Below are 26,201 nucleotides of genomic sequence, written 5' to 3' on the forward strand. Positions count from 1 at the left end.
GGCAAGGGGATATTGTGGGCAGAAGTGGGTATTTCAGCCTCAATTTATCTGCTAATTCAGTGATGAGAGGACGTTTAGACGCAAGAAGGACGCTGAAGAGCTTAGTTGCGGATTTGAGGTTTAATAGCTTGTTCACTGCATTGACCAAGTAGATGTAATCGGGTGCCAGCGGAATTACGTACTCGTTCTCGCTCCAGTGGAATTGGTAATCGTCACGGTTTTCCGGGAAGTCCGGTTTAAGGAGACGAACCCCCGGCACTATACCTCCGGGGATGAATGAATGATCGGCGCGGTTGTTGCCGTAGCCTATTTTCTTGGGTTGGGCACCCACTCCCGATACAAATGAACGGTTATGATAGGGGTGGCAACCGTAGATGTAGTTTAAATTACGGAACACCAGTTCCGGGTCGACCAGTTCCGGGAAGATTTTATGGATTTGGTAATTGGTGATACCATTGCGGAGTATCGTGCCGTTGCCTGCCCAGTTGCTCAAGCTGATACCAATGCCGAAAGGAGTCTTGCTTTCCAGTTTGGTTTGTTGTGCTATATATGTTTCAATCTGCGGCTTCATCTGTTGTTTGAAAGCATCATCCATAAACGGTAACAGGCGGATAATGAAACTTGTGTTCCTGCCGAACTGTTGGGTCAAGCCGGGCAGCAGCTCGTCTACCCGCGCCTTATAAAACTCATTACCTGTGGTACGCCATAATTCAAAGGCGGCACGGCATTCGTTATTCTCTTTTTTTCCGGTTTGGCGGCTGTGTTCGTCTTTCCAGATAAATTCGGCTATGCGTAAGGCTTCTTTGGCAAGTGGAGGATTGAGGGTGGGCAGAGCACGTGCAGCTGCGGCAAGCGCAGTGGCCGTACCATAGTTGAGGGCAGGGGTACGGTTGGTGAATGCCATACGGTCGTCTTCATTGCCTACAATACCATCGGTTTTGGTCACGGCATCACCTAAATGGCGGTATTGATAGAGATGTGATTCATTGATGCCCGGAATGGCGTATCCTACAGCATTGACTTGTGCCACGAGCTGCAATACGCCATGTTCTATTTGCTGCAAAACATCCGGTTTGCCGTCAGGCAGATGTATTTCGGTGTAACGAGCTTTCTGATTGATGGTCGTTTCATCGTGGGTGAGGGCAAATTCTTCCCAAATATCCACCAATGACTGTACGGTTTGCTGTTGCGAAGGTGTTTGGATGTCGAAGTCTCCGGCATCAAACCAGCCTCCTACATTCAGTCCGGGGATGTGTTGTCCGGGCTTGAATCTGTTGTCTGTGCTCGGTCCCTGTCTCCAGCCGTCCCAATGCGAGTAGTTCACCGGTGCTTGGCGGGCATCGTCCAAGTGGGCTGCACCGTGCCATACGCGATAGGCTTCACGGACAAACATATGATCCATTTGTACCGGCATGAAGACATCCAGCGTAGGATACCAAGCGCGTTGATATACATCCGTATCAATAGGGAACGGGCCGCTTAGCTGTTCGCCGTAAGCTATTTTATAAATACCGGGTTCTTTCACTTGCGAGAAGTCGAATTGCAGGTAGTTATAGCGGGTGTATATACCCCATGCAGTAGGCTTGCCCGACAGGGCTGTTGCCAAAGAACCGTCTGCATTCACCTTATAGAGGGTGGCGTTTGAAAGTGGCTTGTCGTTTTTGTCTAATTCTATCACGGCCATTTTCTGTTGCGCAGGATGATAACCCACTTGCGAATAGCTGATGGTAGGAGTGCGTAACCAGCGGGTATCGGTTTCGGCTTGTATGAACCATTCGGCTATTTTACCTGTTTTGCCGGCAGGCAATAGGGTGCGCACCACGAAAGTTCCGTTTTGCTGTTTGTCACGTCCGTCAAAGAGCATTAGCTTGCTGTCTTCCAATGTGGTACGGATTGTGACGTGTTTCATCGGAGCATCGGGAGCTATTTCAATTTTAGTACCGGTAGCCATTGGAGTAGGTTCAACAATGCCGTTGATAACAGTCATGTTGTCGGCTGCCGAGGTGGGGAACAGTCCCGGTTTGCCGTCCATCAGGTAGGAGTGCTCAAAAAATACGGGTGGAAAGAACTCCATATTCAGTCCGGCTACTCCAACCAATGAGTCGGGTAGCGCTTTGTCTGTCGATATGCTGAGGTAGAAACCGCCATCACGGGCTTCTCCGGTCAATGTATATGCAAAAGAGTATTGGGGGTATTCCAGATTCACATCGATACGTTTAGCCTCTTTGTCTACGGTGCGGTTTACAAATCTGGGCAGCTTGTCCCATTGTCCCGGTGTGGGGTTGAGACGAACATCACCGTTGGTAGCTGTACGAACTCCATGGTGAATAATCTCGACGGCGCTGACTTTGGAGTCATCGAACATGGCATCGTAGTTGTTGTTAAAGACGAAATAGTTCAGCCCGCGAGTTTCGAAATAGCTGGAATCGTTTAACACCAAGTTATTGACCTGTGTGAATGACGGAGAGCCGCCCTGCCCGCAGGCGCTGAGCAATGATAGCCCGACGACTGCTGAGGCGGCTTTGTAGCATAATGATGAGAATGAATGGTGTTTGTTCATGAGGTAATGATATTAAAGGATTTGAGGATACCAGCCGCAGATTATTCAAAACTTATCCAGTCTACGGCTACCGGATTTCCTCCGGTTTGTGTAACAATCAAGTCCTGCATACCTGTAGGTGCATTACGCACGCTTGTACTGATTTCTGTCCATTTCTCGGATGGCTTTATGGGTAATTCGGCAATAGCCATGCCTTTGTCACCGGGAGTCCGCAGGGTTATCGTCCCTCCTTTTTCTGAGCGCACACGTGCTTTGAGACGTTTTACGGGTGCATTGCCGAAATCTACTCTGTTATATGCCACCCATGTGTCTGCTCTGTGGAATAAAGTCTGCCATCCCTCGAATGTATTGGAGGGGTTCAAGTAGTCGATGGAAACTCCATAAGGGCTTATTGCAGAGTAGCGGTCAATCTGTATTTTGCTGCGTGCATCGGTTGTCCCCACGCCGCGCAGTGTCGGTCTCACTTTCTTGATAGTGCCGTCTGCATTGAAGAAAAGCGAGTCGATGCGTGCCGAACGGTTTTTGTCGAAATTGGGAGAATAATCATTATGGTGGTAGAAGAGATACCACTGGCCGTTGTATTCCGTAATAGAGTGGTGGTTGGTCCAGCAACCGGAGGGTGACTCATCCATGATTATCCCTTTAAAGTCAAACGGCCCCATCGGGCTGTCTCCCATGGCGTAAGCCAGGGTTTCGGTCTTGTCTTGTACCCAAGGGAAGGTGAGGTAATATTTGCCGTTGTGCTTAAATGCGTACGGGCCTTCCTTGAAGCCTTTGGAAGGCAAGCCTTGCACTTGCATCGGTTCAGAGGCGAGTTCGGTCATGTTCGGTTTCAGTTTGGCAACCGATAATCCGCGTCCGGACCAGTACATATATGCTTCTCCGTCTGTGTCAATGAGCACGCAGGGGTCAATGCCGAATACTCCTTTTATCGGTTCGGCTTCCGGTGTGAACGGTCCTTCCGGGCTGTCGGCAGTGGCTACACCGATGCTGAAACCGCGTTTGCCTTCACCTTTGGGAGTACTGGGGAAATAGAAATAGTATTTTCCGTCTTTGTACACGCAGTCGGGAGCCCACATAGAGTAAGAGTCGGGCTGTACCCAAGGTACATCGTTTTGTGTGAGAATGACACCGTGGTCTGTCCAGTCCGTCAGGTTGGTTGAGGAGAATACGTGATAGTCAGCCATACAGAACCATTCTTTCAGACGGTCGATGGGACTGGGGATGTCGTGCGAAGGATACATATATATCTTACCGTTGAACACTCGCGCCGTAGGATCGGCGGTAAATTGGTTTCCGATAACCGGGTTTTGTGCCTGCGTACTTGCGATAGTAACTGCTGCAGAGAGTAGAAGGAAAAGTCTTTTCATAATATTATAAATTGTTACATATTGCAAATGTAACGGGCATGCCCTTTCTTTTCCTTATACTTTTAGATACAACTCTTATATTTTTAAGTAAAGACTACGGTTTTTATCACAGCGGTTTGCGATATGAGCGGGGAAGAGTTGTGAGCATAATCCCGGTTTGTCAGGTTGGTAATGCGGAAGTGCACGATGGATAATGCCGCCAAGCTATAAGTAAAACCTCGTTTTCCAGCTGCGGGCTGTCCGGTTGCCAACTGCGGGACGGAGAGCCCGCAACTGGAAACCGTCGGGCCCGCAGCTGGAAAACGAAGAAAACAACGTAGGGAAAAAACATTACTTCTGAAGCATTGCCGTATTTGTGACGAAGCAAATGAACATTTACCACGAAGGAAATGGCGGTAGCATGAGCCGTGGTTGCAAACATTACCATAAATTAATACCCCTGTTGTCCTACAATATAAGATAAATCCCTATCTTTGTGGCGTTTTTAGCTAAACAAAGATTTCAAATTAATTAAGATACAACAAAAAATGGCACAAGAAGACGTTTTTAAGAAACTCGTATCACACTGCAAGGAATACGGATTCGTGTTCCCTTCAAGCGACATCTACGACGGCTTGGGAGCCGTATACGACTACGGACAGATGGGTGTGGAACTGAAAAATAACATCAAACAATACTGGTGGCAGAGCATGGTGCTGCTGCACGAAAACATAGTAGGCATTGATTCGGCTATCTTCATGCACCCCACAATCTGGAAGGCAAGCGGGCACGTAGATGCGTTCAACGACCCTTTGATTGATAACCGCGATTCGAAGAAGCGTTATCGTGCCGATGTTTTGATTGAAGACCAACTCGCCAAATATGACGACAAGATAAACAAGGAAGTGGCCAAAGCCGCCAAGCGTTTCGGCGAGGCTTTTGACGAAGCGCAGTTCCGCAGCACGAATGCCCGTGTACTGGAACATCAGGCTAAGCGTGACGCTTTGCACGAACGTTTTGCCAAAGCGTTGAATGATAACAATCTTGACGAACTTCGCCAGATTATCCTTGACGAAGAAATTGTTTGCCCCATCAGCGGTACAAAGAACTGGACGGAAGTTCGTCAGTTCAACCTGATGTTTACCACCGAAATGGGTTCTACCTCGGAAGGCGCCATGAAGATTTATCTTCGCCCGGAAACGGCTCAGGGTATCTTCGTGAACTATCTGAACGTACAGAAGACAGGCCGTATGAAGATTCCTTTCGGTATCGCACAAATCGGCAAGGCTTTCCGTAATGAGATTGTTGCTCGCCAGTTCATCTTCCGTATGCGTGAGTTCGAGCAGATGGAAATGCAGTTCTTCGTAAAACCGGGCACTGAACTCGACTGGTTCAAGACGTGGAAAGCTACCCGGTTGAAATGGCACAAGGCACTGGGCTTTGGTGACGACCATTATCGCTATCACGATCACGACAAGCTTGCCCACTATGCCAATGCGGCTACCGACATCGAGTTCCTGATGCCTTTCGGCTTCAAGGAAGTGGAAGGTATCCACAGCCGTACGAACTTCGACTTGTCTCAGCACGAGAAATTCTCCGGTAAGAACATCAAGTATTTTGACCCGGAAACCAATGAAAGCTACACTCCGTACGTCATCGAAACCTCTATCGGTGTAGACCGTATGTTCCTTAGCATCATGTCAGCTTCTTATTGCGAGGAGCAGTTGGAGAATGGCGAGACGCGTGTTGTCCTGAAGTTGCCTGCAGCATTGGCTCCGGTGAAACTGGCCGTTATGCCGTTGGTAAAGAAAGACGGGCTGCCCGAAAAGGCCCGCGAGATTATCGACGACCTGAAGTTCCACTTCCACTGCCAGTATGATGAGAAAGACAGCATCGGCAAGCGTTATCGCCGCCAAGATGCTATCGGTACTCCGTACTGTGTGACGGTAGACCACCAGACCTTGGAAGACAACTGCGTGACTCTGCGTAACCGTGATACGATGCAGCAAGAGCGTGTGGCTATCTCCGAACTGAACAATATCATTGCAGACCGCGTAAGCATTACGTCTTTGCTGAAGACGCTGCAATAAGAAATAATAGTAATTCCGTAATTTATAATTAGATGAAGAGACCGTTCCTTTTGTTTTTACCTTTCTTGCTATTTGTGGCAGGTGCGTTTGTGGCTTGCGAAGAAGTGGAGGAAGCCGGTAAGTATGATAATTGGCAACCGCGCAACGAAGCTTTTATTGACTCTATAAAGGGGAAGACAGGCGACAGGCTTGTGCTTACAGCTGAAGATGCCGATAAGATGGAAGAGGGTGAGTTGTTTGCTATACAAGTGCCGACAACCAGCACGAATATAGTACCTCAGTATGTATATTGCAAGAAACTTGTAAAGAATAACACTGGAGAACGTCCTAATTTCGACGGATATAATTCTACTGTTGAGGCTTTCTACTATGGAACTCTCATCACGGGTGATGAGTTTGACGGTAACTTTGACGGTTATGGAGCAACAGACCGCGATATATCATTGCCTTTAACCGATTCGTCCAAATGGCCCACAGTTTTCAATTCTTCGTCTGAATTTACTGTTTCGGGAGTTATTCCGGGATGGACGTGGACTTTGCAGTATATGCGGGTAGGTGAACGCTGGATGCTGTATATTCCTTGGCAAAGCGGATACGGTTCAAGCGGCAGTTCATCCGGTTCTATTCCGGGCTATACATCATTGACGTTTGATGTGTATTTGACAGGACTTGTTGAATAAACGAATTTGATACAAACAGAAAAGGTGATAAAGAATACGCTTTATCACCTTTTCTGTTTGTTAGCGGTTGCTTATGTGTATCTTTTGCTAAATCTTCTTCTTGATGGCTTTTACCCAAATCTTATATCCTTCTTCTTTTAGATGTAGTCCGTCTGTCGTCAAGTCGGCACGCAGCACGTTACTGCCCTTCTCCGTGAAGAGTGGGAAGAGGTTGATGTAGGTCAGTCCTTTCTCTTTGGCAAGTGCTTTCAGCTGTTTGTTTATTTCGGGTATCATGCTTGTCTTTCCTGCCAGCTTCTTATAGCGGCCGAAGTTTTCGTTGATGGGAAGCAGGCTTTGCAGATAGAGTCTGGTGCCGGGAGATTCTTTCCGGATGCGCTCTATCGTTGTACGTATCATCTTGACAATACTGTCGCTCGTCAAGTCATGGGAGATGTCGTTCACACCGATAAGCAGAAACAACTTGGCAGGATGTCCCGGCAATATCTGGTGGAGACGATCGTATACCCCCATTACTTCATCGCCGATGATGCCGCGATTGCGCACGTTCTTATTGCCAAGACGGGCAGCCCAGTTGCCGCCATTCTCCGTCAGGCTGTTGCCCAGCATTACGATGTCTTTATTACCGATGGCCGGTTCGTCCATAAACTGCCGAAAGCGTTTGTAGTAATGGTCTGTATAAATGCGCGGGGATTGTTCACCGGCAGCTTCGGTCTGCAAAGGTTGTGCGACAATCGCTTGCAGGCAGGACATAATTAAAAGGATGCTGATAAGAGTTTTCATAACATTATCATTCCTTTGCCCGATATGCATCTGCAGCTTTCTTCACGGAACCGTGCATCAGCAAGAGGGCTTTGGCTTTTCCATAGTCAAGTCCTAATTCTTCAACCAACATACGTGTTCCACGGTCTACCAGCTTCTTGTTGCTAAGCTGCATATTGACCATTTTGTTGCCTTTCACGCGTCCCAATTGTATCATTACGGAAGTGGTAATCATATTCAGAATCATCTTCTGTCCCGTGCCCGACTTCATGCGGGAACTGCCCGTAACGTATTCCGGACCTACAACCATTTCGATAGGCACATCGGATTCCGCTGCCATAGGGGAGTCGGGATTGCTCGTGATGCAAGCCGTAAGAATGCCATGCTCGCGTGCTTCATGCAGCGCACCGATTACGTAAGGAGTAGTACCGGAGGCAGCTATGCCGATAACGGTGTCTTTATCCGTGATATTGCGTTCCACCAACTCTTCCCAGCCGCGTTGCGTATCGTCTTCCGCATTTTCCACCGGATTGCGCAGGGCTGTGTCACCACCGGCTATCAAGCCGATAACCAACGTAGGAGGCATACCGAATGTCGGCGGTATTTCAGATGCGTCGAGTACGCCGAGGCGTCCGCTTGTACCGGCGCCCATATAGAAGATACGTCCCCCCTGCTTCATGCGGGGCACAATCTGTGTCACCAGTTTCTCTATCTGGGGAATTGCCTTTTGTATGGCAAGCGCCACTTTTTGGTCTTCTCTGTTGATGTCTTCCAGTATTTCACGGACAGACTTCTTTTCCAAGTCGTTGTAGAGCGAGGGCTGCTCTGATATTTTTATAAACATAAGGCGATTTGCTATTTTATGATTTATGATATTCTATTAATCCTTCCATCGGGCTTTTGATGACAGTGCCCAGTTGGACACCCATTTCCTGAGCCGCTTCCGCCAATATTGCTTTATAGTAGAAAGCTACAGAACCGATAAAGTGCACTTTACTCTTGTGGTAATTCTCGTATTGCATGACATTGCGTTTGAGGAATGCTTTGAAGCTGCCCAGCACTAATGTACGTATGCAAGGCTCATCCAGATTTTGGGCAAGGAATGGAGAGAGACTTGCAAGGAAACGGTTGGGGAACGGCTTGCGGTAAACACGGTCGATGATGTCGGCAGGTGTCAGGTTGAACTGTGCGAGGAACTTTTCCTTCAGTTCCGGAGTCATCTGGTTTTTAAGAATGTTACCCACCAGCAATTTTCCCAATACGGCGCCGCTGCCTTCATCCCCGAGAATGAACCCTAAGGGAGATACATTGCGTACAATCTGTTTCCCGTCATAATAGCATGAATTGGAGCCTGTACCCATGATGCAGGCAATGCCGGCGTCATGTTGGCAAAGTCCTCGGGCTGCGGCAAGCATATCTGTATTCACTTCCACTTCTCCTTTTACCTGAAGATGCTTGGTAATGGCCCGGTGAACCATGGCTATCTTGTCGGGAAATCCGCATCCCGCACCATAGAAATATACAGCATTCAACGCATTCGTTGTTAACCGGGGCAACAGTGCCGTTGCTATCTCATTGCTGATTTCCTCTTCCGACTGAAAGAAAGGGTTAATCCCTTTCGTGAATATCTGTTGGATGAGTTGTCCATTCTCTACAACACACCAATCGGTTTTTGTAGAGCCACTGTCTGCTATTAGAATCATATTTTTAGTTGTTTAGAGTTATTCGATTATAGTTTGATATAAATCTTTCGTTTGTAAAGTTGGTAGCCGATGCACCAGTTGATACCGACGAATAACAGCGCATAAGCCAGTGAGCCGCCGGTATCACCAAATACCGGCATCAATAGTATCTTGTATAAGAATCCGTGTATGCTGATGCTGCCTTCTCCCCATGGAAAGCTGATGCTGCCGAAGAGGATGCCAAGTACGCCGCCCAATACATACATGAATAAAGGATTGACACCGAATGACTCAAAGAACAGGCTCCATTTTTTATACCCTTTCACGTCGATAATCCAGATGAGGAGCGCCAAGAAGCTGGAAGCCAATCCGCAGGTAGTGAGTACAAAGGTAGGCGACCATATCTTCTTGTTGATGGGGCATCCATAACTCAGCAGGAAGCCTGCAAATGTAAGGATAGTGCCCGCTAAAAACAGTTTGATAAGGTGTGAGTTGAGCATACTTTCACGGTCTTTGTCGGCTTTGCCGCCTTCAAGCATCATGCGGCCTACGCAGAACCCCAACAACACATGGGCTATGGCAGGAATGGTACTTAACAGACCTTCCGGATCGATACCGTTATCCTTATACATATGTGCGGGGGTGAGGATGGTGCGGTCTACAACGGAAAGGACATTGGTGTCGTTATAGGCAAAGCCATTGCCGCATACCAGCAGGATGAAGTAGCTTGCCAGCAAGGCGGCAATAAGGTAAGGGATGTTCCGATGCTTCATGGTCAGAGCTATGATAGCAGTAACGCCATAACAGAGTGCCAGACGTTGCATGACACCCAAAATACGGATGCGGTCGAATGTCCATACGGATTCCCATAATTGTGCGCCGAAGCTGATGCCTTCGGTGGGGGAGGTCCAGTAATAACAGAACTTCGAGAACCAGCCGATGGCCATACCTATGAGGAAGATGAGTATGGTACGTTTGAGAATCTTCATGCCGGCGGCACGGCTGAATTCAAAGTTATACTTCTTCAAAGAAATGTATGTGGAAATTCCCATGATGAACATGAAGAAGGGGAAGACGAGGTCGGTAGGGGTAAGACCGTTCCATTCTGCATGGCGCAAGGGTGCATAAATGTGTGCCCATGTGCCCGGGTTGTTGACCATAATCATTCCTGCAATAGTGACGCCCCGAAGTATATCGAGGGCAAGAATACGCTTGTTTGTTTTTACCGGATTGCTCATAATTTTATGTGTGTTAAGTTAGTTTTGGATGATAGGTACGGTACATTGGTCTACGAGGTAGGCTATGGACACGTATGGAATGCCGGAGTTGGTTGTCAGCCCTATTTCGCAGGTACGGCTGTTGGAATAGCCGATGCTGATGCCGGCTGCTTCTATCTGCGGACGGAGCTTGCGCAGGGCATACGCATTCAGCTCGGGATATGTAAAGCCCCGGTCGCCGGCAAAACCGCAGCAACCGACTTCTTCCGGCACAACGACCTTTGTGGAACAGAGACGCGCCAGAGCGATAATCGTGTCAGCCAGTCCCATTTTGCGCATGGAACAAGTGATGTGGACTGCTACGGGACGGTCGATAGGTGTGAACACCAGTCTGTCGCGTAAGAATGTATAGATAAATTCTGCCGGTTCATAAAGTTTCATTTTATGAATCTTCTCACGCATCCGGTGCAGGCATGGGCTTTGGTCGCATAGAACAGGGTATTTGCCTTGTTCGCTGGCTTCCCAAAGGGCAGTTTCCAGTTCGGCTGTTTTACGGTCGGCAATGTCAAGCATACCTTTGCTTTCCCAGATTGTACCGCAACAGAGTTTTTCCATATTCTTAGGGAAGATGACCTCATAACCGCCTTTTTGCAGTAGCCCAATCATTTTGCTAACCAATGCCTGCTCTACGGGAGATTTCTTGGGTAAACCCATGGTTTGGTTGATACAACTGGGGAAGTAAACAACTTTGGCCGGTTGACCGGAAGTGGGACGTTGAGAGCCGGCTGCATCGAAATGATAGGGCTTTGGCATGGCAGGAGTCCACTGGGGAATACCGAGGACGTTGTGCATACCTTTGGTAATACTGCCCATGACTTTTGTTCCTAATACGGAGTGACCGAAGTTAGCCAATCCCAATACAGGACGCAGGGTACTCTTGATACCGGCAAAGTGATTGGCGGCAAAATTGCCGGCCTTATATCCTAAGCAGCCTTGCGGCATTTCTTCTTGGCGAATAATATGTGTCAAGTCGCCTGTGTTGATTCCCATGGGACAGGACATGGAGCAAAGCCCGTCACCGGCACAGGTTCGGTTGCCGGGATAGCGGTATTGCTTTTCCAGTAGGGAGAGACGTTTGGGGGCTTCACCATTCTGCCGAAGACGTGCAATCTCTCTTTGCAACACAATGCGTTGCCGTGAAGAAAGGGTGAAACCGCAGGAAAGACAGTTTACTTCGCAGAATCCGCATTCAATGCAACGGTTTACTTTGGCAGCCGGGCTCTCCGTATCCAAAGGTATCAGCGGAAGCGGCTTGAAGTTTTTGATGTGGCATTTCGGGTCGTTATTGAAGATAACTCCGGGATTTAATAGACCTTTCGGGTCGAACAGCTTTTTAACGGCTTTCATTACCTCGTAGGCGGAGTCTCCCCATTCATAACGGACAAAAGGAGCCATATTGCGCCCTGTGCCATGCTCAGCCTTTAGAGAACCGTCGTATTTGTCTACAACCAGTGTCTTGACATCATTCATCAAATCTTCGTAACGTTTCACTTCGGCGTCACTGCCGAAGGATTGGTTGAGGATGAAATGGTAGTTCCCCTCCAGTGCGTGCCCGTATATGCAGGCGTCTTCGTAGCCGTGGTGGGCTATGAGTTGCTGCAATTCGGCGGTTGCCTCGGGTAAATCTTCGATATGGAAGGCTACGTCTTCGATGAGGCACGTTGTTCCCGGTTTCCGCGTTCCGCCTACGGAAGGGAAGATGCCGGATCGGATAGCCCAGTATTGTGAGTATTCTTCCGGTTTGTCGGTGAAGCGGACGGGCGTATAAGTTCGGAAATCAGCGAGACAGCATTCTATGTTGCTGATATTCTGTCTCAGTTCTTCTGCGCTGCGGGCTTTGGTTTCAGTCAGCACGGCGGTCAGTCCGGTTTCGTCTCCCGGTTCTACGCCGGGCAGGAGAGATGAACATACTTCTCCCCTATATTTCAGGAATATAGGGTCGCTGACTGAAGCTAAAGACTTCCAATCCAGAAGTTCCGCTCCCTTTACAATCCACTCGCCGTTGTTGTCGGTGAGTTTCTTCATGGCTACTACGGCACGGCAAGCGTCTTTTATGGTTTTGAAGTAGAGCATGGCGCTTGCCTTGCAAGGATAGTCGTACTCAGTCTGCATGGTTACTTGGGAAAGGAATGCCAATGTTCCTTCCGAACCAACCATGAGGTGGGTTATTATATCGAACGGATCGTCAAAGCGGACGAAGGGAAGCAAATTAAGACCTGTTACATTCTTAATGGAATATTTGTAACGGATGCGTTCCGCCAGCTTTTCGTTGGCACGCACTTCATCGCGAAGGGTGCAAATACGGCGTATAAAATCGCGGTGTGTCACTTCGAATGCGGCACGGCTGACACAGTCTCCGGTGTCAAGCAGTGTTCCGTCCGGCAGGATGATACGGGCGGAGAGAAGCACCTTGTCACTGTTGGCGTGCGTGCCGCAGTTCATGCCGGAAGCATTGTTCATGACAATACCGCCTACCATGGCGCTTTTTACGGAAGCCGGGTCCGGAGCGAATTTTCGTCCGAAAGGAGCTAACAGTTTATTTACCCGTTGCCCGATAATGCCGGGTTGCAGGGTGATTTCCTTGTGGTCGGGAGATATGCTGTATTTCTCCCAATGCTTGCCGGCTACGATAAGTATGGAGTCACTAATGGCTTGTCCGGACAGGCTTGTTCCTGCCGCTCGGAAAGTAACGGGCAGGCTGTAATAACCAGCCAGTTTCAGCAACCGGGAGATTTCCTCTTCTCCTTCCGAACGGATTACGATTTGCGGGATGAGGCGGTAGAATCCTGCGTCAGTTCCCCAAGCCAGCCGGCGGAGTTCGTCGGTATAAATCCTTTCCTGCGGGATGAATTGTCTCGCTTCCTGCAGGAAAGCCATATAGCTACTCTTTTTCATGTCACTTATACAAATAATATTGTTTCGATAGTTTACGGAAATTCTCGACATCCTTATACCAATAGTCCCGGACATCTTCCCAACGGTTCCGCTTACTGAAACGCTCACGTATCTGCTTCGAACCGCTTACTTTATCGAACATGGAGAAACGGCCTTTGTCTGCATGGTCGAATACGGCGCGGTCGGGATAGAGTGCGGCAACTTCTTGCATAACGAGGAATTGTATTTCACTGAGCGGGGCTTTGCCGAAGTCCATGATATGCACTTGTACGCCTTGCAGCAGTTCTCCTTTGCCTACGGAGTAGAAAGGTTTCAGGTACATCGGTCGGAAAATGACACCCGGTACGTTCAGGTTATTCAAGTTCTTGGCAAGCTTGTCAGCCTCTACCCATGGAGCGGCAAACATCTGGAACGGAATCGTGTAACCTACTCCGATGGACATATAGCCCAGCTCGCCTAAAATACCGCTGACGGGATAGAAAAATGCGGAATGCGGATGCGGAATGTGCGGGGAAGAAGGCACCCATTGCAATCCGGTCTGTGTATAGTCCATTTTGCGTTTCCAGCCTTTCATCTTTACAACCTGCAGTTTGCATTGCTTGCCCTCTTTCAGCATCTTCTCTCCATTCAACATTAAAGCCAGCTCACCGCAAGTGAGTCCGTAAAGGTACGGAATTTTAAATTGGCTGACAAAAGAAACACAGTCATCTTCCGTCAGATTACCTTCAATCTTCAGTCCGCCTACGGGATTGGGGCGGTCCAGTACGATAAGCTCTTTTCCGTTTTCGGCAGCGGCTTCCATGGCAAGTCCCATGGTGCTGATATATGTGAACGAACGACAGCCGATGTCTTGGATATCATACACCAGTACATCGATGTCTTTCAGCATTTCCGGTGTTGCTTTGCGTGTACTTCCGTACAGGGAGTAAACGGGCAGTCCGGTGGAGGCATCTTTCATATCCGTTACGTGGTCGCCGGCATGCACGTCACCGCGTACGCCATGCTCCGGACCATAAAGGGCCACGAGGTTTACGTTCGGTGCTTCGTGCAGAATATCAATCGTGGATTTCATATGGTTGTCTACTCCGGTAGGATTGGTGATTAATCCTACACGTTTACCTTCCAGGCATTTGAAGTTTTGTTCTTTCAGTACTTCAATACCGGTCTTTATTCTTATTTTTTGTGCCTGTACCATGCTTCCGCAAAGGATACAAATCAGGCAGATTGTCATTATCTTCTTCATAGCCGATTATTAATTATTAGTCACTAATTACTTTTTTCCATATTCCGGGTCTATCTTTCTGTCTGCAAAGACGGTAACTATCACAGTGGCGATACAACACACGATTACCATCCAGAAGAAGTTGGTGTATCCGATAGATTCCTGAATGTAACCCGCAAACATGCCCGGAATCATCATACTCAATGCCATGAATGCGGTACAAATAGCGTAGTGGGATGTTTTGAACTCTCCTTCGGAGAAGTACATCATATAGAGCATATAAGCTGTGAAACCGAATCCGTAACCGAATTGTTCGATGGCAATGGCAGTGGATATGGCAAACCGGTTTTCGGGTTGGCAAATGGCAAGATAGACGAAGGTCAGGCAAGGTAGTGTCATACATGCCGCCATCCACCAGATGGATTTCTTTAACCCTATGCGTGATGCGAATACCCCGCCGAGGATACCGCCCAACGTGAGGAATATTACTCCGATAGTACCATATACGATGCCTACTTCTGCTGTGGATAGTCCTAAGCCTCCTGCTTCTTTGTTGGCAACAAGAAACGGCATACACATTTTGATGAGGAATGCCTCAGGCAGACGGTAGAGTAGCATGAATACAATGGCAAGCAATACGCCGGGCTTGGTGAAATAAGTAGTGAATGTACGTCCGAACTCCTTGAAAATAGCCTTTGCGCTGGCTGTTCCCGGTGCCAAGACAGACTTGTCGGAAGTCGGCTTGGGTATTGCAAAGAGATGGTAGAGGCTTACCGCGCTGAACATGACGGCTGTAACCAGCATCGTGATGGTCCATGATAGCGGAATATTGTCGTATTTCAGTTCGATAGCACCGGCAATAGCTACGAGTACTCCTTGACCGAAAATAGATGCAAGACGGTAGAAAGTGCTTCGGATACCGACGAACTCTGCTTGTTCGCCCGATTTTAGCGCCAACATATAGAAACCGTCCGCTGCAATGTCGTGTGTGGCGGAAGCGAATGCTGTGACTATAAATAATATCAGCGTGAGGGTGAACATACTGATGGACGTGGTTCCGGCTGCCATGGTTGCTTCATCCGGACGCGGTATACTCAGCGTCAGTAAAATAAAGGCTATTGACATCAGAATCTGCATGGAAACAACCCACCATCTTTTTGTTTTGATGATGTCGACAAACGGACTCCAGAAGGGTTTGATGGTCCAGGGCAAGTACAGTAAACTGGTAAATAACGCCATGTCTCCATTGGGAACGCCCATCTTGGCAAACATCAGTACGGAGATATTGTTCACGATAAAGTAGGGGATACCTTGTGCAAAATACAAGGTAGGAACCCATGCCCAAGGTGATATTTTCTTGATATTGTTCATTCTATTAATTGTTTTCTGTTATTAGATTAGTCATATAGTTTATCAATGCTCGCACCTATATAGTAGTGCAACAGTATAGCATCATATTCGTATCCCTGTTCGCCCATTACGGCAGCGCCTATCTGGCAAAGCCCTACGCCATGTCCCCAGCCGGCTCCGGTGAGGATAAAACGTCCGGGTACACCTTCTTCCGACACCTCTGTACGGTCCACGACAAAGGCGGAACTGTAAAGGTGTGAGGGAGAGAGTGTCCGACGAATTTCCAACTCTTTTCCGATAGTCAGTGTTTTCTTTGTACCGACAATCTTCAGTTTCCACAGACGTCCGGAAGTGCCGCGAGCAATAGGAATAAGGTCTATAATCTGTCCGTAGTCTATGCCGGAGCGTTTCAAGATGAGGGCAGAGAGTTCGTCTTGGGTGTATTCTACTTTCCAACGGTAGAAATCTGTAGTTTCCTGATCGTAACTGTTGAGTACCTGCGATAGGATTTTCTTATCCGTGGTATTACAAAACGCCTCGGGAGAAGTACGTATCCATCGCTCAGCCTCGGCTTCTTGCGTCAAGTCGGGTAATTTTTCACTATCAACTCTATAGTCGCGTTGTTTGGCAAGATAAGGGTATTTAATATCTTCCCAGCAATATTGAAATTCTTCGAAAGCGCCGCCACAGCATTTGGAGAAACGGGCGTCGCAGATTTTGCCTTCCGAGGTAAGTACCTGTCCGCGAGTGGCGGCTATCGCCTGTCTGACTATATCGGTAGAGGCGCGGGTTATACCTTGATAGCGTTGGCAATGGTCGTCTGCACATACGTCGAAATGAGTATGGTCTTCACGGTCGTACCAACGGATGAGTTCTTCGTCTGTTTGGGTAAAAGCGGAATAGTCGGTTTGCGCTTCTGCTATTTCTTTGTTTTTCTGTATCTGTACCAGTAGCCAGCTACGCGAAATGACTGCATGGGCTTTCAGCAGTTCCAAAGAAGCCGTTGCGCTCATTTCACTGGAAATGACACTGGTCAGATAGTCTTCGACATGGATGACATTGATACCCGTCAGTTTGCCGTTTTCCACAATAATCTTTAAGGAGCCCTGAAAGCGTTGGTCTTCTTTCCGTTCCCAATGAAAGTTTATTCCGATAGTTACATCCAGCAATTCGAATGCCGCAGCAGATTCCTGCAGGGGTTCAAATAGTAACTCGTCATATTGACGACCGTTCCAAAGGATTTTTCCTTCGTCATAGGTGACAACTTGCTTGCCGCTGACTTCCTTGCCGGATGTGCGGTAAGGAGCTAACAGGACAAACTCTATCTGCGACTCGAATAATATACCAACTTCTACTTTGGGCTCTTTCATATTCATCTGTTTAAGGAATAACGGATATTATATTTGTTCTTTGATACGTTGCCGTACTTTCTGGAAATCTGTAGGTGAAAGACACACCTCACTTAATATTTGCGCAATGTCCTCTACCGTTATTTTGATAAAGTCTTTTTCAACAGGCGTAATGAATACGCCGCCTAAATCAACGGATGCGGGACTGCTAAGCAAATTGGCATCACCCTCTGCTGTGTAACAAGCTGGGCGATGCTTGGCGCGGGGAAAGATGAAAACAATCCATTTATCGGCTTCGTACATTGCGAGAACGTTCATCATCGGTTCATCTTCATCGGGCTGTATATCCAGGGAATGATAGATGATGTCGAACAGTTTGAGTGCTGTTCTCCGGTCGGCAGACTCAATGACAAGGGTAGTGCGCGGGGAGTCGTTCAAATACCAAAGGGTAGCCTGACCGTAATCCACTACTTTGCCCGCTATTTGTTCGCGCCAGTCTTGCTCGATGGGCATAAAGCCTTTGTTTCCGGCTTGGAAATGTGCATGATCGGGAGCGGATGCGCCGCATTTAGGTCCGTTATAAAAGATTGTATAATCGGTCAGATGCTGTGCCAGGTCCAGCATATCTCCGAAACGGGGAGCTATGCGTTGGTTGACGTGGGCGGTTTCCGGTACCGTCAGGTGACGGGGAAATATAGGGAACGGATTGACCAATATATTATAATGCCCTTCAAAGGGAATGCCTCTTTGTTCTGCCGGCAGGTTGGCAGGGCAGAGAAAGCATTTACGCTCTTTTATGGATTTGGCATCTACCTTGGCTCCGGAAGATACAATACGTGCCGGATTGAACTGTACCTTATAAGGAATACCGTTCACATTCAGCTCTTTCACCTGCACTCCGGAAAGGGCGGCGTAGTTGTTACGCGCCATTTCCCAAGAAGCAAGTTGTTCGGTCAGAAGATTGTGTATTGTCTGGTTCATATATTATTTCTTGTTTTTCTTGTTCATTGCCACGCGTGCCTGCAATTCCCAAGTGCGGATACGGTCTTTGTATAAGTTGTGTCCGTTCATTTTAACGATGTCTAATGAAGCGTCTGAATTGTCATCCCAGCGGCGGCAGTTGTAGACAACATCATAAACACGGCCTATCTGGTATTGGCGTGAGAAATTCAATCCCAAGGCATAGTCTTCGCCGTAGCTTGTGTTAGGTACTTTCACCTCACGCAGTACCGGAGTATAGAATGCACGCGGTGCACCCAAACCATTGATGCGGAGAGCATTGTTCCGTCCGTTATCCGGCGTCCATTCTTTGTGGTCGATGATACCCGGGGCAATCATATTCATATTGAAATCCGTCATCATGTAAGTACCTACTACCATAGCGCAATTCTGCTCATAGAAAGCACGTACCATTGTAGTCAGTGTGTTTTCATTGGCATATACATCGTCACTGTCCAGTTGTACGGCAAATTTGCCGCATTTGGGGTGATGTACACCCATATTCCAGCAGCCGCCAATACCAAGGTCGTTGCGTTCAGGGATAATATGGATGAGGCGTTCGTCATTCTTAAATTCATTAATAGCCTCAGTTGTACCGTCTGTGGAATGATTGTCAATGATGATAAGGTTGAACTTGAAGTCTGTTTTCTGGTTTAAAACGGATTGAATGGCATCGCGAATAGTGCGTATGCGGTTACGTACGGGGATGATAACAGATGCTTCGTACTCAAAGTTTCCGGCAGAAAACTCAATCTGTTTGAATTCCGGTTTCAGATAGCCGCCGATTTCTTTCAGATGCTCTGTACACGCTTCTTCCATTTCAATCTGACGGTTACGGTTCTTCGGGTCAACATAATCAAAAATCTTTTCACCGCTCTTACGCGTATCATTTTCTACTTCACTGTACAGATATTCATTGATATGTACAAGGTCGGCTCTTTGGCTCAACTTCAAGCGTAAGTCGTAGAGGCCGGCAAAGTTGTAATTGGATGTAAGACGGTCGGCGGCTTCTTTCAGTTTGGAAGTTTTGAAAAGGAGCACTGAACCAAAGTTGAAATCATCTCTCAACGAACCGAATTGATAGTCTATGACGGGTGCATTCGTTTGCTTGCCGTTAGCTATCTGGTAATGGTCGGCATAGACCATTCCTGCATCTGAATCTTCTGCAATGTGCATCATGCGTTCCAATGCGAACATACCCAGCTCAAGAGTAGTCTCTTTGGTATAAAGTAATGTATATTCCGCATTGGCTCTTTGAGCTATGGTTTTCATGGTAGTACAGCTGTAGGGCATATCTACCAATAGGACTTCACAACCGGGTAGCGTTTCAAGGGTAGCGTCGGTCGTTACTAAATGGATGTTTCCAACGAGGTCTGCAGCCTGTAATCCTTGTACTGTTTTTTCAGCTTGTTCTTTTCCTGCGTAAGGAATAAAGCAATCAATCTTCTTCATATCTATAAGGTGTTATTTTTTATTTTTTTATTTTCAGCAGTCCGGTTTCTCCACTGGTAGCGGTAAATAGTACCCGGTCATTACTAAGCGGAACCACAGTATTTATAAGTGAATTTCCGATTTTGTGTTTCCATAATACTTTCCCTGTTTTGGCTTCCAATGCGAAGATAAGCCCTTCTTTAGTGCTTCCAAATACGACGCCTTCTTTTTCTACCTGCATGGAGGGTGCGTGTTCGTAGCCGAAGCCGACGTTGGATGCCCATAATTCGCACGGTTGGTTGCCCTTGGCGGAATAACAGACGATACTGTCGTTCATCGTCTTGCTGTAAATACGTTCTCCGTCTTCAGACAAGCCTATCGTTTCCCGTACCATAGACTGGAAAGTGCGCCACACGGTATTACCTGTTTTTAGGTCAATAGCTGTCATGGCACGTTGCGGATCGGTAATGAATACCTTTCCGTCTGTGGCTACCGGCCATACGGCTGCCGGAGAAAAGTGCATACGGGTCAGTCCGCCTGTCCATTTCCATAACTCCTTGCCGTCTGCCTTGTCCAAGGCATATAAGGTGTTGTCCCATGCACCGAAAATCACTTTATTTTCTGTTACCAGAGGCTTAGTCTCAATATAGCCCTTTACGCTTGTAAAGTTCCACTTTACGTCTCCCGTATAGATGTTTATGGCACGGAATGTATGGTCGCTGGCACCGATATAGGCAACTCCATTGTCTATGGTTACTGCCCCTAATACGGGTTCGGCGGCTTTTACTGTCCACAGCAAGTTACCGTTTTGGGCGTTCAGACCATATATTTTACAGTCTGCGGAGCCAAAGACCACAATTCCCTCACTTACGGCAGGCGTTCCGACTATCCTTTTCCCGGATTGGAAGCTCCATAACTTTTTACCGTTTTTAAGAGCGTAGGCTGTCAGATAGCCCATGTCGTCACCAACGAATACTTTATCTTTCTCCACAGCCGGCGAGCAGTAAATACCTGCTCCGGTTTGTACCGTCCATTGTTCTTTTACCTGTGAATACTCCTTGTTTACGGAAAAATCCGGATATTTCTCGGCTTTTCCGTTATGGTCATAGTACGAATCTGTCAGAGAGAAAGCAGCCCATTGTTTTTGGGGCTCTCCGATACGTTGGGTATAGACGAGGATGGAATCTTTGGTTATCTCATAAATGCCATAGCCGGGCTTTTTATCCTTGTCGCGCAGGTTACTGCGCATCAGGATTCCCGGAATGCCGTCATAGCGTAAGTTACGATTACGGTGATAGTGTCCACCGATGAATAGGCGTATATTATACGGGCGTACGGCATCCGTTACTTCGTACCAGTTGTCTACATCCCCTTCTATCATCGGATAGTGGGTGACAAGTATCACGGGCTTATTCAGTTGGAGATTACCGGCATTGTATTGGTCCATTCTCTTTTTCATCCACCGGATGTCTTGAGGTACAACATGACCATAGGCCATACGCATCAGCGGACCGGAGTTGAAGCCTAAGAACAAAAAGCCTTTATGCTCGAAATCAAATCGTTCGCCACCGAATATTTCTCCGAAAGCAGTGCAGCCGGAATCGCTCCATTTGGTCTCGTGGTTACCCAGTGCTACGTAATATTTCACTTTCAGCAGGTCAAGGCATGATTTTACTTTTTCCATGGTTGCACGGTCACCTTCTTCAGTGAGGTCACCTGTTACCAATACGAAATCAATACTGTCGGTTGCATTGATTTGTGCTACAGAGCGCAACAGATCTTCCGTCGGATTGGGATTGTTCGGACTCAGATGGAGGTCCGTCAATTGCGCGAAACGGAATGTCCCATGTTGTGCCTGTACCATAAATGGTAACAGGCAAACAAACAGGGCGCTGATGAATAATCTTCGATTCATAAATGATGATTGGTGTTATAAGTTCTTTTTATTTCTTGGCTTTATTGTCGAAGAATGTCAGAATAGCGTTCATCAGACATTCTCTTTCTTCTGCTGTACGCAGTGACTCGAAGGGGAATCCTAAGACGCAAGTCTTATAGTCTCCTTCATAGGCTACTCCGGCGCTTAGGTTATTCTCGGAATAGCGCATTACCGTATAAGCTTCTTTGGTAGCCGGTTCAATGGCGTCAGGAGATTCCACAATGTAAGAATCTGAGCTCAGCTCATTGTTATATGTGTAGTTTCCTGAGAGAACCGGGAAGGGGGAAGCTACACACTTCACTTTGCCCATTGTGGCTGCTTGCCCCACACGCCATTTGTATTTCAGTACTTCCATAGCAAATTTCTTGTCTTCTTCTTTGGCAGGAATAAGACGGTTGTCCCACAGGTCTGTTCCTACGTAGGAACCTGATACGAAGATATTGCCGCCTTGGTTACAATAAGCTGTAATACATTCCTGCATTGGTTGGCTGAATGTTTTGAACTCCAAAGGATTTACTCCGCCCCTGCCCATTTTGGTCTGGCACTCTTTGCCAAGGATAAGGTCGGTATATTTATAATCGTTCAGGGTGATTTGTTTGTTTTCAACTGCTTCGTCACTGCTGGAGACAAAGGAATAGCCGGCTTTTAATATGGCGGCTCCATGCAGAGCTGGATAATCGAATGTGTTTCCGGCGATAACCTGTGTTTCATAATTGCCGTAACTGTCACCGAAGCCGGATGCGTCATCGTCCATCCACGGAATAGAGCGACGGTACTCTTTCATCTTTCCTATATAACTGATGTCCTGTATGTAGGGTACTCCATGATCCAATTCATCTAAAAAACCGGCAAGCAATGTATCTGCCGGTGCGGCAGCTACAAAATCTGCCGGTGCACTGATGCGATCAAATCCGTTGACTATTAATACAATGCCTTTGCTATTGAAGGCTTGTCCGGCTGAAAGTATCTCGGAGGGGAAACTTTCTCCGCCTTTGTTGAGGGCAGTCACTTTATAGCTGCATACGATGCCGGCAGGAAGAGTGGCCCGATAACTGTTTTTGTCTACCACTACACCGTTATCAAAGTCTCCGTCACCGATACGGGTATAGACGACATATCTTTCGGCAACGGCTGTAGGCTCTAAAGAGTCGGCTACCGGTTGCCAAGTCAGTTCAATCTCATTTTCGCCAATCATGCGCAGACTCATATGGTCCACCGGTAAAGGTTGTACTATATAATCCATCTTATATTGCGAACAAAGGAATTGTAGCATTCCCTTATAGATGGCACGGCTCACCGTAAAACGGAAACGCGGGTCGAGTCCATAGCGCATATCAGCAAAATTCTGGTGGGAAAGCAGTTCAAGCAGCATTGTCGGAACTCGCGGAACACGTGCTTCGTAGTAGGATTGATTCCATTTGCCGCGGCGTGTCCATTGAGGCTCGTAAAGTGTGCGGATGTCACGTACGATATTGGACTGAATCAAGTCTGTCAAATCATGTGAGAGATAGCGTGATGCACCGTTGGCAAATACGCCGTTATAGGCATCAGTCTGATAGATGCCGAGTGTTCCGATAATGGAGTCATTCAGCGTAGTACCGGCGTCGGAGTGGAAAGCGAATGCCATATCCACCGGAATATTCAGACCTTTCTCTGCGGGATTGACGGCAGAACCGCCGGCAAGGTAATTCACCCATATGCCACGGCTCTTATAATCATCAGTGTAATCATTTTTACCATTACTGTCGGAATACACGCTGTCCGGGATACCCGCCCATTGCATCCAGTAACGGGCTGCTTCGCAGAAGCGGGGATACCCGCTCTTCTGGTATTCGGCAACATAGGAGGGCTGATGTGTTGCCGGAGCGCTTCCTGTTCCGTTTGATGAATTGACGGCTTTATCGGAACTTTTCAAATTATCTGTTGCGCCTTCTTCGGAGATACGTCGGGCAATGTTTCCCATGCCGCCGCCAATCTTTACGGCATCGGCGGTTACGATTTGTCCGGCTTTGACAGAGCGGTTGCTCAGGGTTACTTTACAGGCATTATTCTTTCCGGCATCGAAACCGAACGTTCCTAAGTAAATCCAAGTGCCACCACCCATTTGCTGGTTCACTTTGAATTGAGATACCCCGCCTTTATGATAAATGGTGTAAAGTGCGTCATTGCTGCTGTTTGAAACAGTCTGATAAGAGACATAAACAGCATAATGTCCGCTTTGGGGAATTTCGGGAATCCATTCGGCAACACTTTCTTTTCCCTTCTTAATGGTCTCTATGGCGCGGAATGTTCCCTCTTTAAAAGGATTCTCAAAATCCGTATATTGAGGGCGAAGATGTGCAAAGCCTTCACCATTGCCTTGTATCCATCTCTTGTCGGCACTGTTTTCTGCATATGTAGAGCGTGTGTCGAGGCAACCGTCATTGTCGATAATGATTTCGGAGGTCTGGCAGTCACGTTCACGTGGAATCAAGACATTAGCTCCTGCGTTTTCCAGCATCGGAACGAGGTAGGGTAGTACATAACTCTGTGTGTACAGGTCTTCTACGGTCTGGAAGATGCGTGCGCGTTGCCATTCCCAACGGTTGAGTTTTGATTCATAGTAGTAACCGTGGCTTTGCCATAAAGCAATGTGACGGTTTTGCAATCCGTTGGTTGGAGTATAGGGTCTGGATACTTTGGTTACTAAAGGGTGCTGCACTTGTTGGCTGAAAGTCAACGCCTTCTTGTCTTTTTTCAGGCGCAATATTTGCGGTATGAGTTCTTCAATACTGTGTTTGTTGGTGCGCAGCTGTAATTTGTATTTCGAGAATTCGGCAGGCAGCAAAGCACTGATTCCTTGATAAATTTCCGCCACATTATTCTCCCGGAAAGGAATATAAGAGCAGTTCATGTTGGCAAAAAGTTTCAGAGTATTTTCCTCTATGGCTACAGAGTCAATAGTGATGCGTCCTACGGATATTTCCTTCCGTGCGGTATTGTCCAGAAACTGTTCTATCTCTTGACGGGTTTCTGCCGGAAGCTCTTGCGCGCCGCCTACCTGGGGGATGAGGGCGGCGGCGAGCATACTAAATAAAAAGTGAAGTCTTACACTCATGATGATGTATTAAGTTAAATGTTCTTTTTGTCTTTCCTTATCAATATGCAGAGTCCGATGAATGTGAACAGTGCGTTGAATATGAGTAGTTCATAACTGAACTGGTAACCATTGAACCATGCTTCCGAATTCTTTTGCAGGATAAAACAAAAAAATGGAGAGGCGACAGCTACGAATGGTATATACTTGTCGCGTACCTGTTGCTTCATGAAAATGCCAAAAGCAAACAAGCCCAAGATAGGACCATACGTGTAACTTGCCAAAATATATACGGCATCAATTACACTGGTATTATTCAGCAGATTGAATACATAAATGGTTATGCCCATTATTATAGCCATTCCTATATGTACCCGTTTCCGGACTTTTACAACTTCTTCTTCTGTTTTTCCTTTCGTACCGAGAATGTCTACGGTGAAAGAAGTGGTGAGGGCCGTCAGTGCAGAACCGGCTGCCGAATAAGCGGAAGAAATGAGACCGATAATAAACAGGATGCTAACAATGGCAGGAAAATAATTCCCTGTGGCGATTACGGGGAAGAGTTCATCACTCTTATTCACCTGTATGCCTTGACTGTCGGCGAATATGTAAAGTAATACACCCAGCATCAGAAATAGCAGAATAACAAAGAATTGTGAAATGATACTGGTAATCATATTCTTCTGTGAATCTTTGAAGTTTTTGCAGCTAAGGTTTCTTTGCATCATATCTTGGTCCAGTCCTGTCATGGCTATCATGGTAAATGCTCCGGCAAAGAACTGCTTGAAGAAGTATTGTTTACTGTTGACATCGTCGAAGAAGAATATACGGGACATATCACTGTCGGCTATCGTGCCAATCATACCGGTGAAGGATAGATGAAGGTCGGATGCTATGTAGTATATGCACAATACAACCGATACCACGAGACAGAATGTCTTTAAGGAATCTGTCCAGATAAGTGATTTAACTCCACCGCGAAAAGTGTACAGCCACACTAATACTACAGTGATGGCTACATTTAGGATAAACGGAAGCCCGAATGGCTCGAACACCAGTAATTGCAATGTTAGGCAAACAAGGAATAAACGTACGGCTGCCCCAAGTATTTTAGAGATAAAAAAGAACCATGCTCCCGTGCGATATGAAGACATCCCGAAACGGTCTTCCAAGTATTCGTAGATAGAAATTAAATTCATCCGGTAGAATAGGGGTGTCAGAATAAACGCAATAATTAGCTGTCCGGCGACAAATCCCAACACCATCTGTAAATAGCCGAAACTGCTTGCGCCAACCATACCGGGCACAGATACATATGTTACTCCCGATATGCTGGAACCAATCATTGCAAAGGCTACCACATACCAAGATGATTTGCGGTTGCCTACAAAGAACCCTGCATTGTCGGCTTTTCTGCCCGCAATATAGGATACTGTAAAAAGTATCGCAAAATAGGCGGCAATAGTAATGATAACGGATAGTGGGCTCATTGCGGTGATTGGATGTTAGTATTTACAAACTGATTCGTAGTTGTTTTTTATAA

General features: G+C 47.2%; 15 protein-coding genes and 2 pseudogenes. 2 read left to right on the top strand and 15 right to left on the bottom strand.

The window, feature by feature from the left end; all coding sequences use genetic code 11:
- Nucleotides 1-373: 373 nt before the first annotated feature.
- Both KG118_RS17620 and KG118_RS09725 read right to left on the bottom strand, forming a co-directional pair.
- Nucleotides 374-2,560: pseudogene (locus tag KG118_RS17620) on the bottom strand (cellulase N-terminal Ig-like domain-containing protein); the annotation flags it as partial.
- A 41-nt stretch (nucleotides 2,561-2,601) separates the two neighbouring features.
- On the bottom strand, nucleotides 2,602-3,930 hold the full coding sequence (locus KG118_RS09725) for a family 43 glycosylhydrolase (RefSeq protein ID WP_117711639.1): 1,329 nt from the start codon (nucleotides 3,928-3,930) through the stop codon (nucleotides 2,602-2,604).
- A 527-nt stretch (nucleotides 3,931-4,457) separates the two neighbouring features.
- On the opposite strand from KG118_RS09725, the gene KG118_RS09730 reads away from it, so the two are divergent.
- Together KG118_RS09730 and KG118_RS09735 are read left to right on the top strand one after the other, a co-directional pair.
- Nucleotides 4,458-5,999 (top strand): glycine--tRNA ligase, encoded by a 1,542-nt coding sequence (locus tag KG118_RS09730; RefSeq protein ID WP_117711638.1) that lies wholly within the window; start codon nucleotides 4,458-4,460, stop codon nucleotides 5,997-5,999.
- A 32-nt stretch (nucleotides 6,000-6,031) separates the two neighbouring features.
- A complete protein-coding gene (locus KG118_RS09735; protein WP_117711637.1) occupies nucleotides 6,032-6,679 on the top strand; it encodes an FKBP-type peptidyl-prolyl cis-trans isomerase in 648 nt (215 codons plus the stop codon).
- A gap of 87 nt (nucleotides 6,680-6,766) precedes the next feature.
- Here the strand turns inward: KG118_RS09735 and KG118_RS09740 are convergent.
- The 13 genes and pseudogenes from KG118_RS09740 to KG118_RS09800 form a co-directional block, all read right to left on the bottom strand.
- A pseudogene (locus KG118_RS09740) lies at nucleotides 6,767-7,369 on the bottom strand (GDSL-type esterase/lipase family protein); the annotation flags it as partial.
- Between the two features lie 100 nt (nucleotides 7,370-7,469).
- A complete protein-coding gene (murQ, locus tag KG118_RS09745; protein ID WP_117711636.1) occupies nucleotides 7,470-8,285 on the bottom strand; it encodes an N-acetylmuramic acid 6-phosphate etherase in 816 nt (271 codons plus the stop codon).
- 16 nt (nucleotides 8,286-8,301) lie between these two features.
- Nucleotides 8,302-9,144 carry an ATPase gene (locus KG118_RS09750; protein ID WP_117711635.1) on the bottom strand — a complete coding sequence of 281 codons (843 nt, stop codon included), beginning with the start codon at nucleotides 9,142-9,144 and terminating at the stop codon, nucleotides 8,302-8,304.
- A 26-nt stretch (nucleotides 9,145-9,170) separates the two neighbouring features.
- On the bottom strand, nucleotides 9,171-10,361 hold the full coding sequence (locus tag KG118_RS09755; RefSeq protein ID WP_117711634.1) for an acyltransferase family protein: 1,191 nt from the start codon (nucleotides 10,359-10,361) through the stop codon (nucleotides 9,171-9,173).
- 18 nt (nucleotides 10,362-10,379) lie between these two features.
- Entirely contained in the window at nucleotides 10,380-13,295 is a 2,916-nt protein-coding gene (locus tag KG118_RS09760) for an FAD-binding and (Fe-S)-binding domain-containing protein (protein WP_117711633.1), read from the bottom strand.
- A 1-nt stretch (nucleotide 13,296) separates the two neighbouring features.
- Nucleotides 13,297-14,538 (bottom strand): exo-beta-N-acetylmuramidase NamZ family protein, encoded by a 1,242-nt coding sequence (locus tag KG118_RS09765; RefSeq protein WP_117711632.1) that lies wholly within the window; start codon nucleotides 14,536-14,538, stop codon nucleotides 13,297-13,299.
- A gap of 27 nt (nucleotides 14,539-14,565) precedes the next feature.
- Nucleotides 14,566-15,888, bottom strand: coding sequence for an MFS transporter (locus KG118_RS09770; RefSeq protein WP_117711631.1), 1,323 nt, complete (start codon nucleotides 15,886-15,888; stop codon nucleotides 14,566-14,568).
- A gap of 26 nt (nucleotides 15,889-15,914) precedes the next feature.
- Nucleotides 15,915-17,237: a SpoIID/LytB domain-containing protein gene (locus KG118_RS09775; protein ID WP_117711703.1), complete on the bottom strand. Its 1,323-nt coding sequence runs from the start codon at nucleotides 17,235-17,237 to the stop codon at nucleotides 15,915-15,917.
- A 27-nt stretch (nucleotides 17,238-17,264) separates the two neighbouring features.
- Complete coding sequence (locus KG118_RS09780; protein ID WP_117711630.1) at nucleotides 17,265-18,197, bottom strand: DUF4922 domain-containing protein; 933 nt, start codon at nucleotides 18,195-18,197, stop codon at nucleotides 17,265-17,267.
- Between the two features lie 3 nt (nucleotides 18,198-18,200).
- Complete coding sequence (locus KG118_RS09785) at nucleotides 18,201-19,667, bottom strand: glycosyltransferase family 2 protein (RefSeq protein WP_117711629.1); 1,467 nt, start codon at nucleotides 19,665-19,667, stop codon at nucleotides 18,201-18,203.
- Between the two features lie 19 nt (nucleotides 19,668-19,686).
- On the bottom strand, nucleotides 19,687-21,561 hold the full coding sequence (locus tag KG118_RS09790; RefSeq protein WP_117711628.1) for an outer membrane protein assembly factor BamB family protein: 1,875 nt from the start codon (nucleotides 21,559-21,561) through the stop codon (nucleotides 19,687-19,689).
- 28 nt (nucleotides 21,562-21,589) lie between these two features.
- On the bottom strand, nucleotides 21,590-24,679 hold the full coding sequence (locus tag KG118_RS09795; protein ID WP_117711627.1) for a golvesin C-terminal-like domain-containing protein: 3,090 nt from the start codon (nucleotides 24,677-24,679) through the stop codon (nucleotides 21,590-21,592).
- A gap of 14 nt (nucleotides 24,680-24,693) precedes the next feature.
- A complete protein-coding gene (locus KG118_RS09800) occupies nucleotides 24,694-26,148 on the bottom strand; it encodes a sodium:solute symporter (protein WP_117711626.1) in 1,455 nt (484 codons plus the stop codon).
- Nucleotides 26,149-26,201 lie beyond the last annotated feature (53 nt).

This window comes from Bacteroides propionicigenes (assembly GCF_018390535.1).
Classification (GTDB): domain Bacteria; phylum Bacteroidota; class Bacteroidia; order Bacteroidales; family Bacteroidaceae; genus Bacteroides; species Bacteroides propionicigenes.

Excerpts from the sequence above, each read along its gene's own strand:
- KG118_RS09765 (WP_117711632.1), bottom strand. The coding sequence starts at position 14,538 with ATGAAGAAGATAATGACAATCTGCCTGATTTGTATCCTTTGCGGAAGC.
- KG118_RS09770 (WP_117711631.1), bottom strand. The coding sequence starts at position 15,888 with ATGAACAATATCAAGAAAATATCACCTTGGGCATGGGTTCCTACCTTG.
- KG118_RS09755 (WP_117711634.1), bottom strand. The coding sequence starts at position 10,361 with ATGAGCAATCCGGTAAAAACAAACAAGCGTATTCTTGCCCTCGATATA.
- KG118_RS09735 (WP_117711637.1), top strand. The coding sequence starts at position 6,032 with ATGAAGAGACCGTTCCTTTTGTTTTTACCTTTCTTGCTATTTGTGGCA.
- KG118_RS09730 (WP_117711638.1), top strand. The coding sequence starts at position 4,458 with ATGGCACAAGAAGACGTTTTTAAGAAACTCGTATCACACTGCAAGGAA.
- KG118_RS09775 (WP_117711703.1), bottom strand. The coding sequence starts at position 17,237 with ATGAAAGAGCCCAAAGTAGAAGTTGGTATATTATTCGAGTCGCAGATA.
- KG118_RS09780 (WP_117711630.1), bottom strand. The coding sequence starts at position 18,197 with ATGAACCAGACAATACACAATCTTCTGACCGAACAACTTGCTTCTTGG.
- murQ (WP_117711636.1), bottom strand. The coding sequence starts at position 8,285 with ATGTTTATAAAAATATCAGAGCAGCCCTCGCTCTACAACGACTTGGAA.
- KG118_RS09800 (WP_117711626.1), bottom strand. The coding sequence starts at position 26,148 with ATGAGCCCACTATCCGTTATCATTACTATTGCCGCCTATTTTGCGATA.
- KG118_RS09725 (WP_117711639.1), bottom strand. The coding sequence starts at position 3,930 with ATGAAAAGACTTTTCCTTCTACTCTCTGCAGCAGTTACTATCGCAAGT.
- KG118_RS09785 (WP_117711629.1), bottom strand. The coding sequence starts at position 19,667 with ATGAAGAAGATTGATTGCTTTATTCCTTACGCAGGAAAAGAACAAGCT.
- KG118_RS09760 (WP_117711633.1), bottom strand. The coding sequence starts at position 13,295 with ATGAAAAAGAGTAGCTATATGGCTTTCCTGCAGGAAGCGAGACAATTC.
- KG118_RS09790 (WP_117711628.1), bottom strand. The coding sequence starts at position 21,561 with ATGAATCGAAGATTATTCATCAGCGCCCTGTTTGTTTGCCTGTTACCA.
- KG118_RS09795 (WP_117711627.1), bottom strand. The coding sequence starts at position 24,679 with ATGAGTGTAAGACTTCACTTTTTATTTAGTATGCTCGCCGCCGCCCTC.
- KG118_RS09750 (WP_117711635.1), bottom strand. The coding sequence starts at position 9,144 with ATGATTCTAATAGCAGACAGTGGCTCTACAAAAACCGATTGGTGTGTT.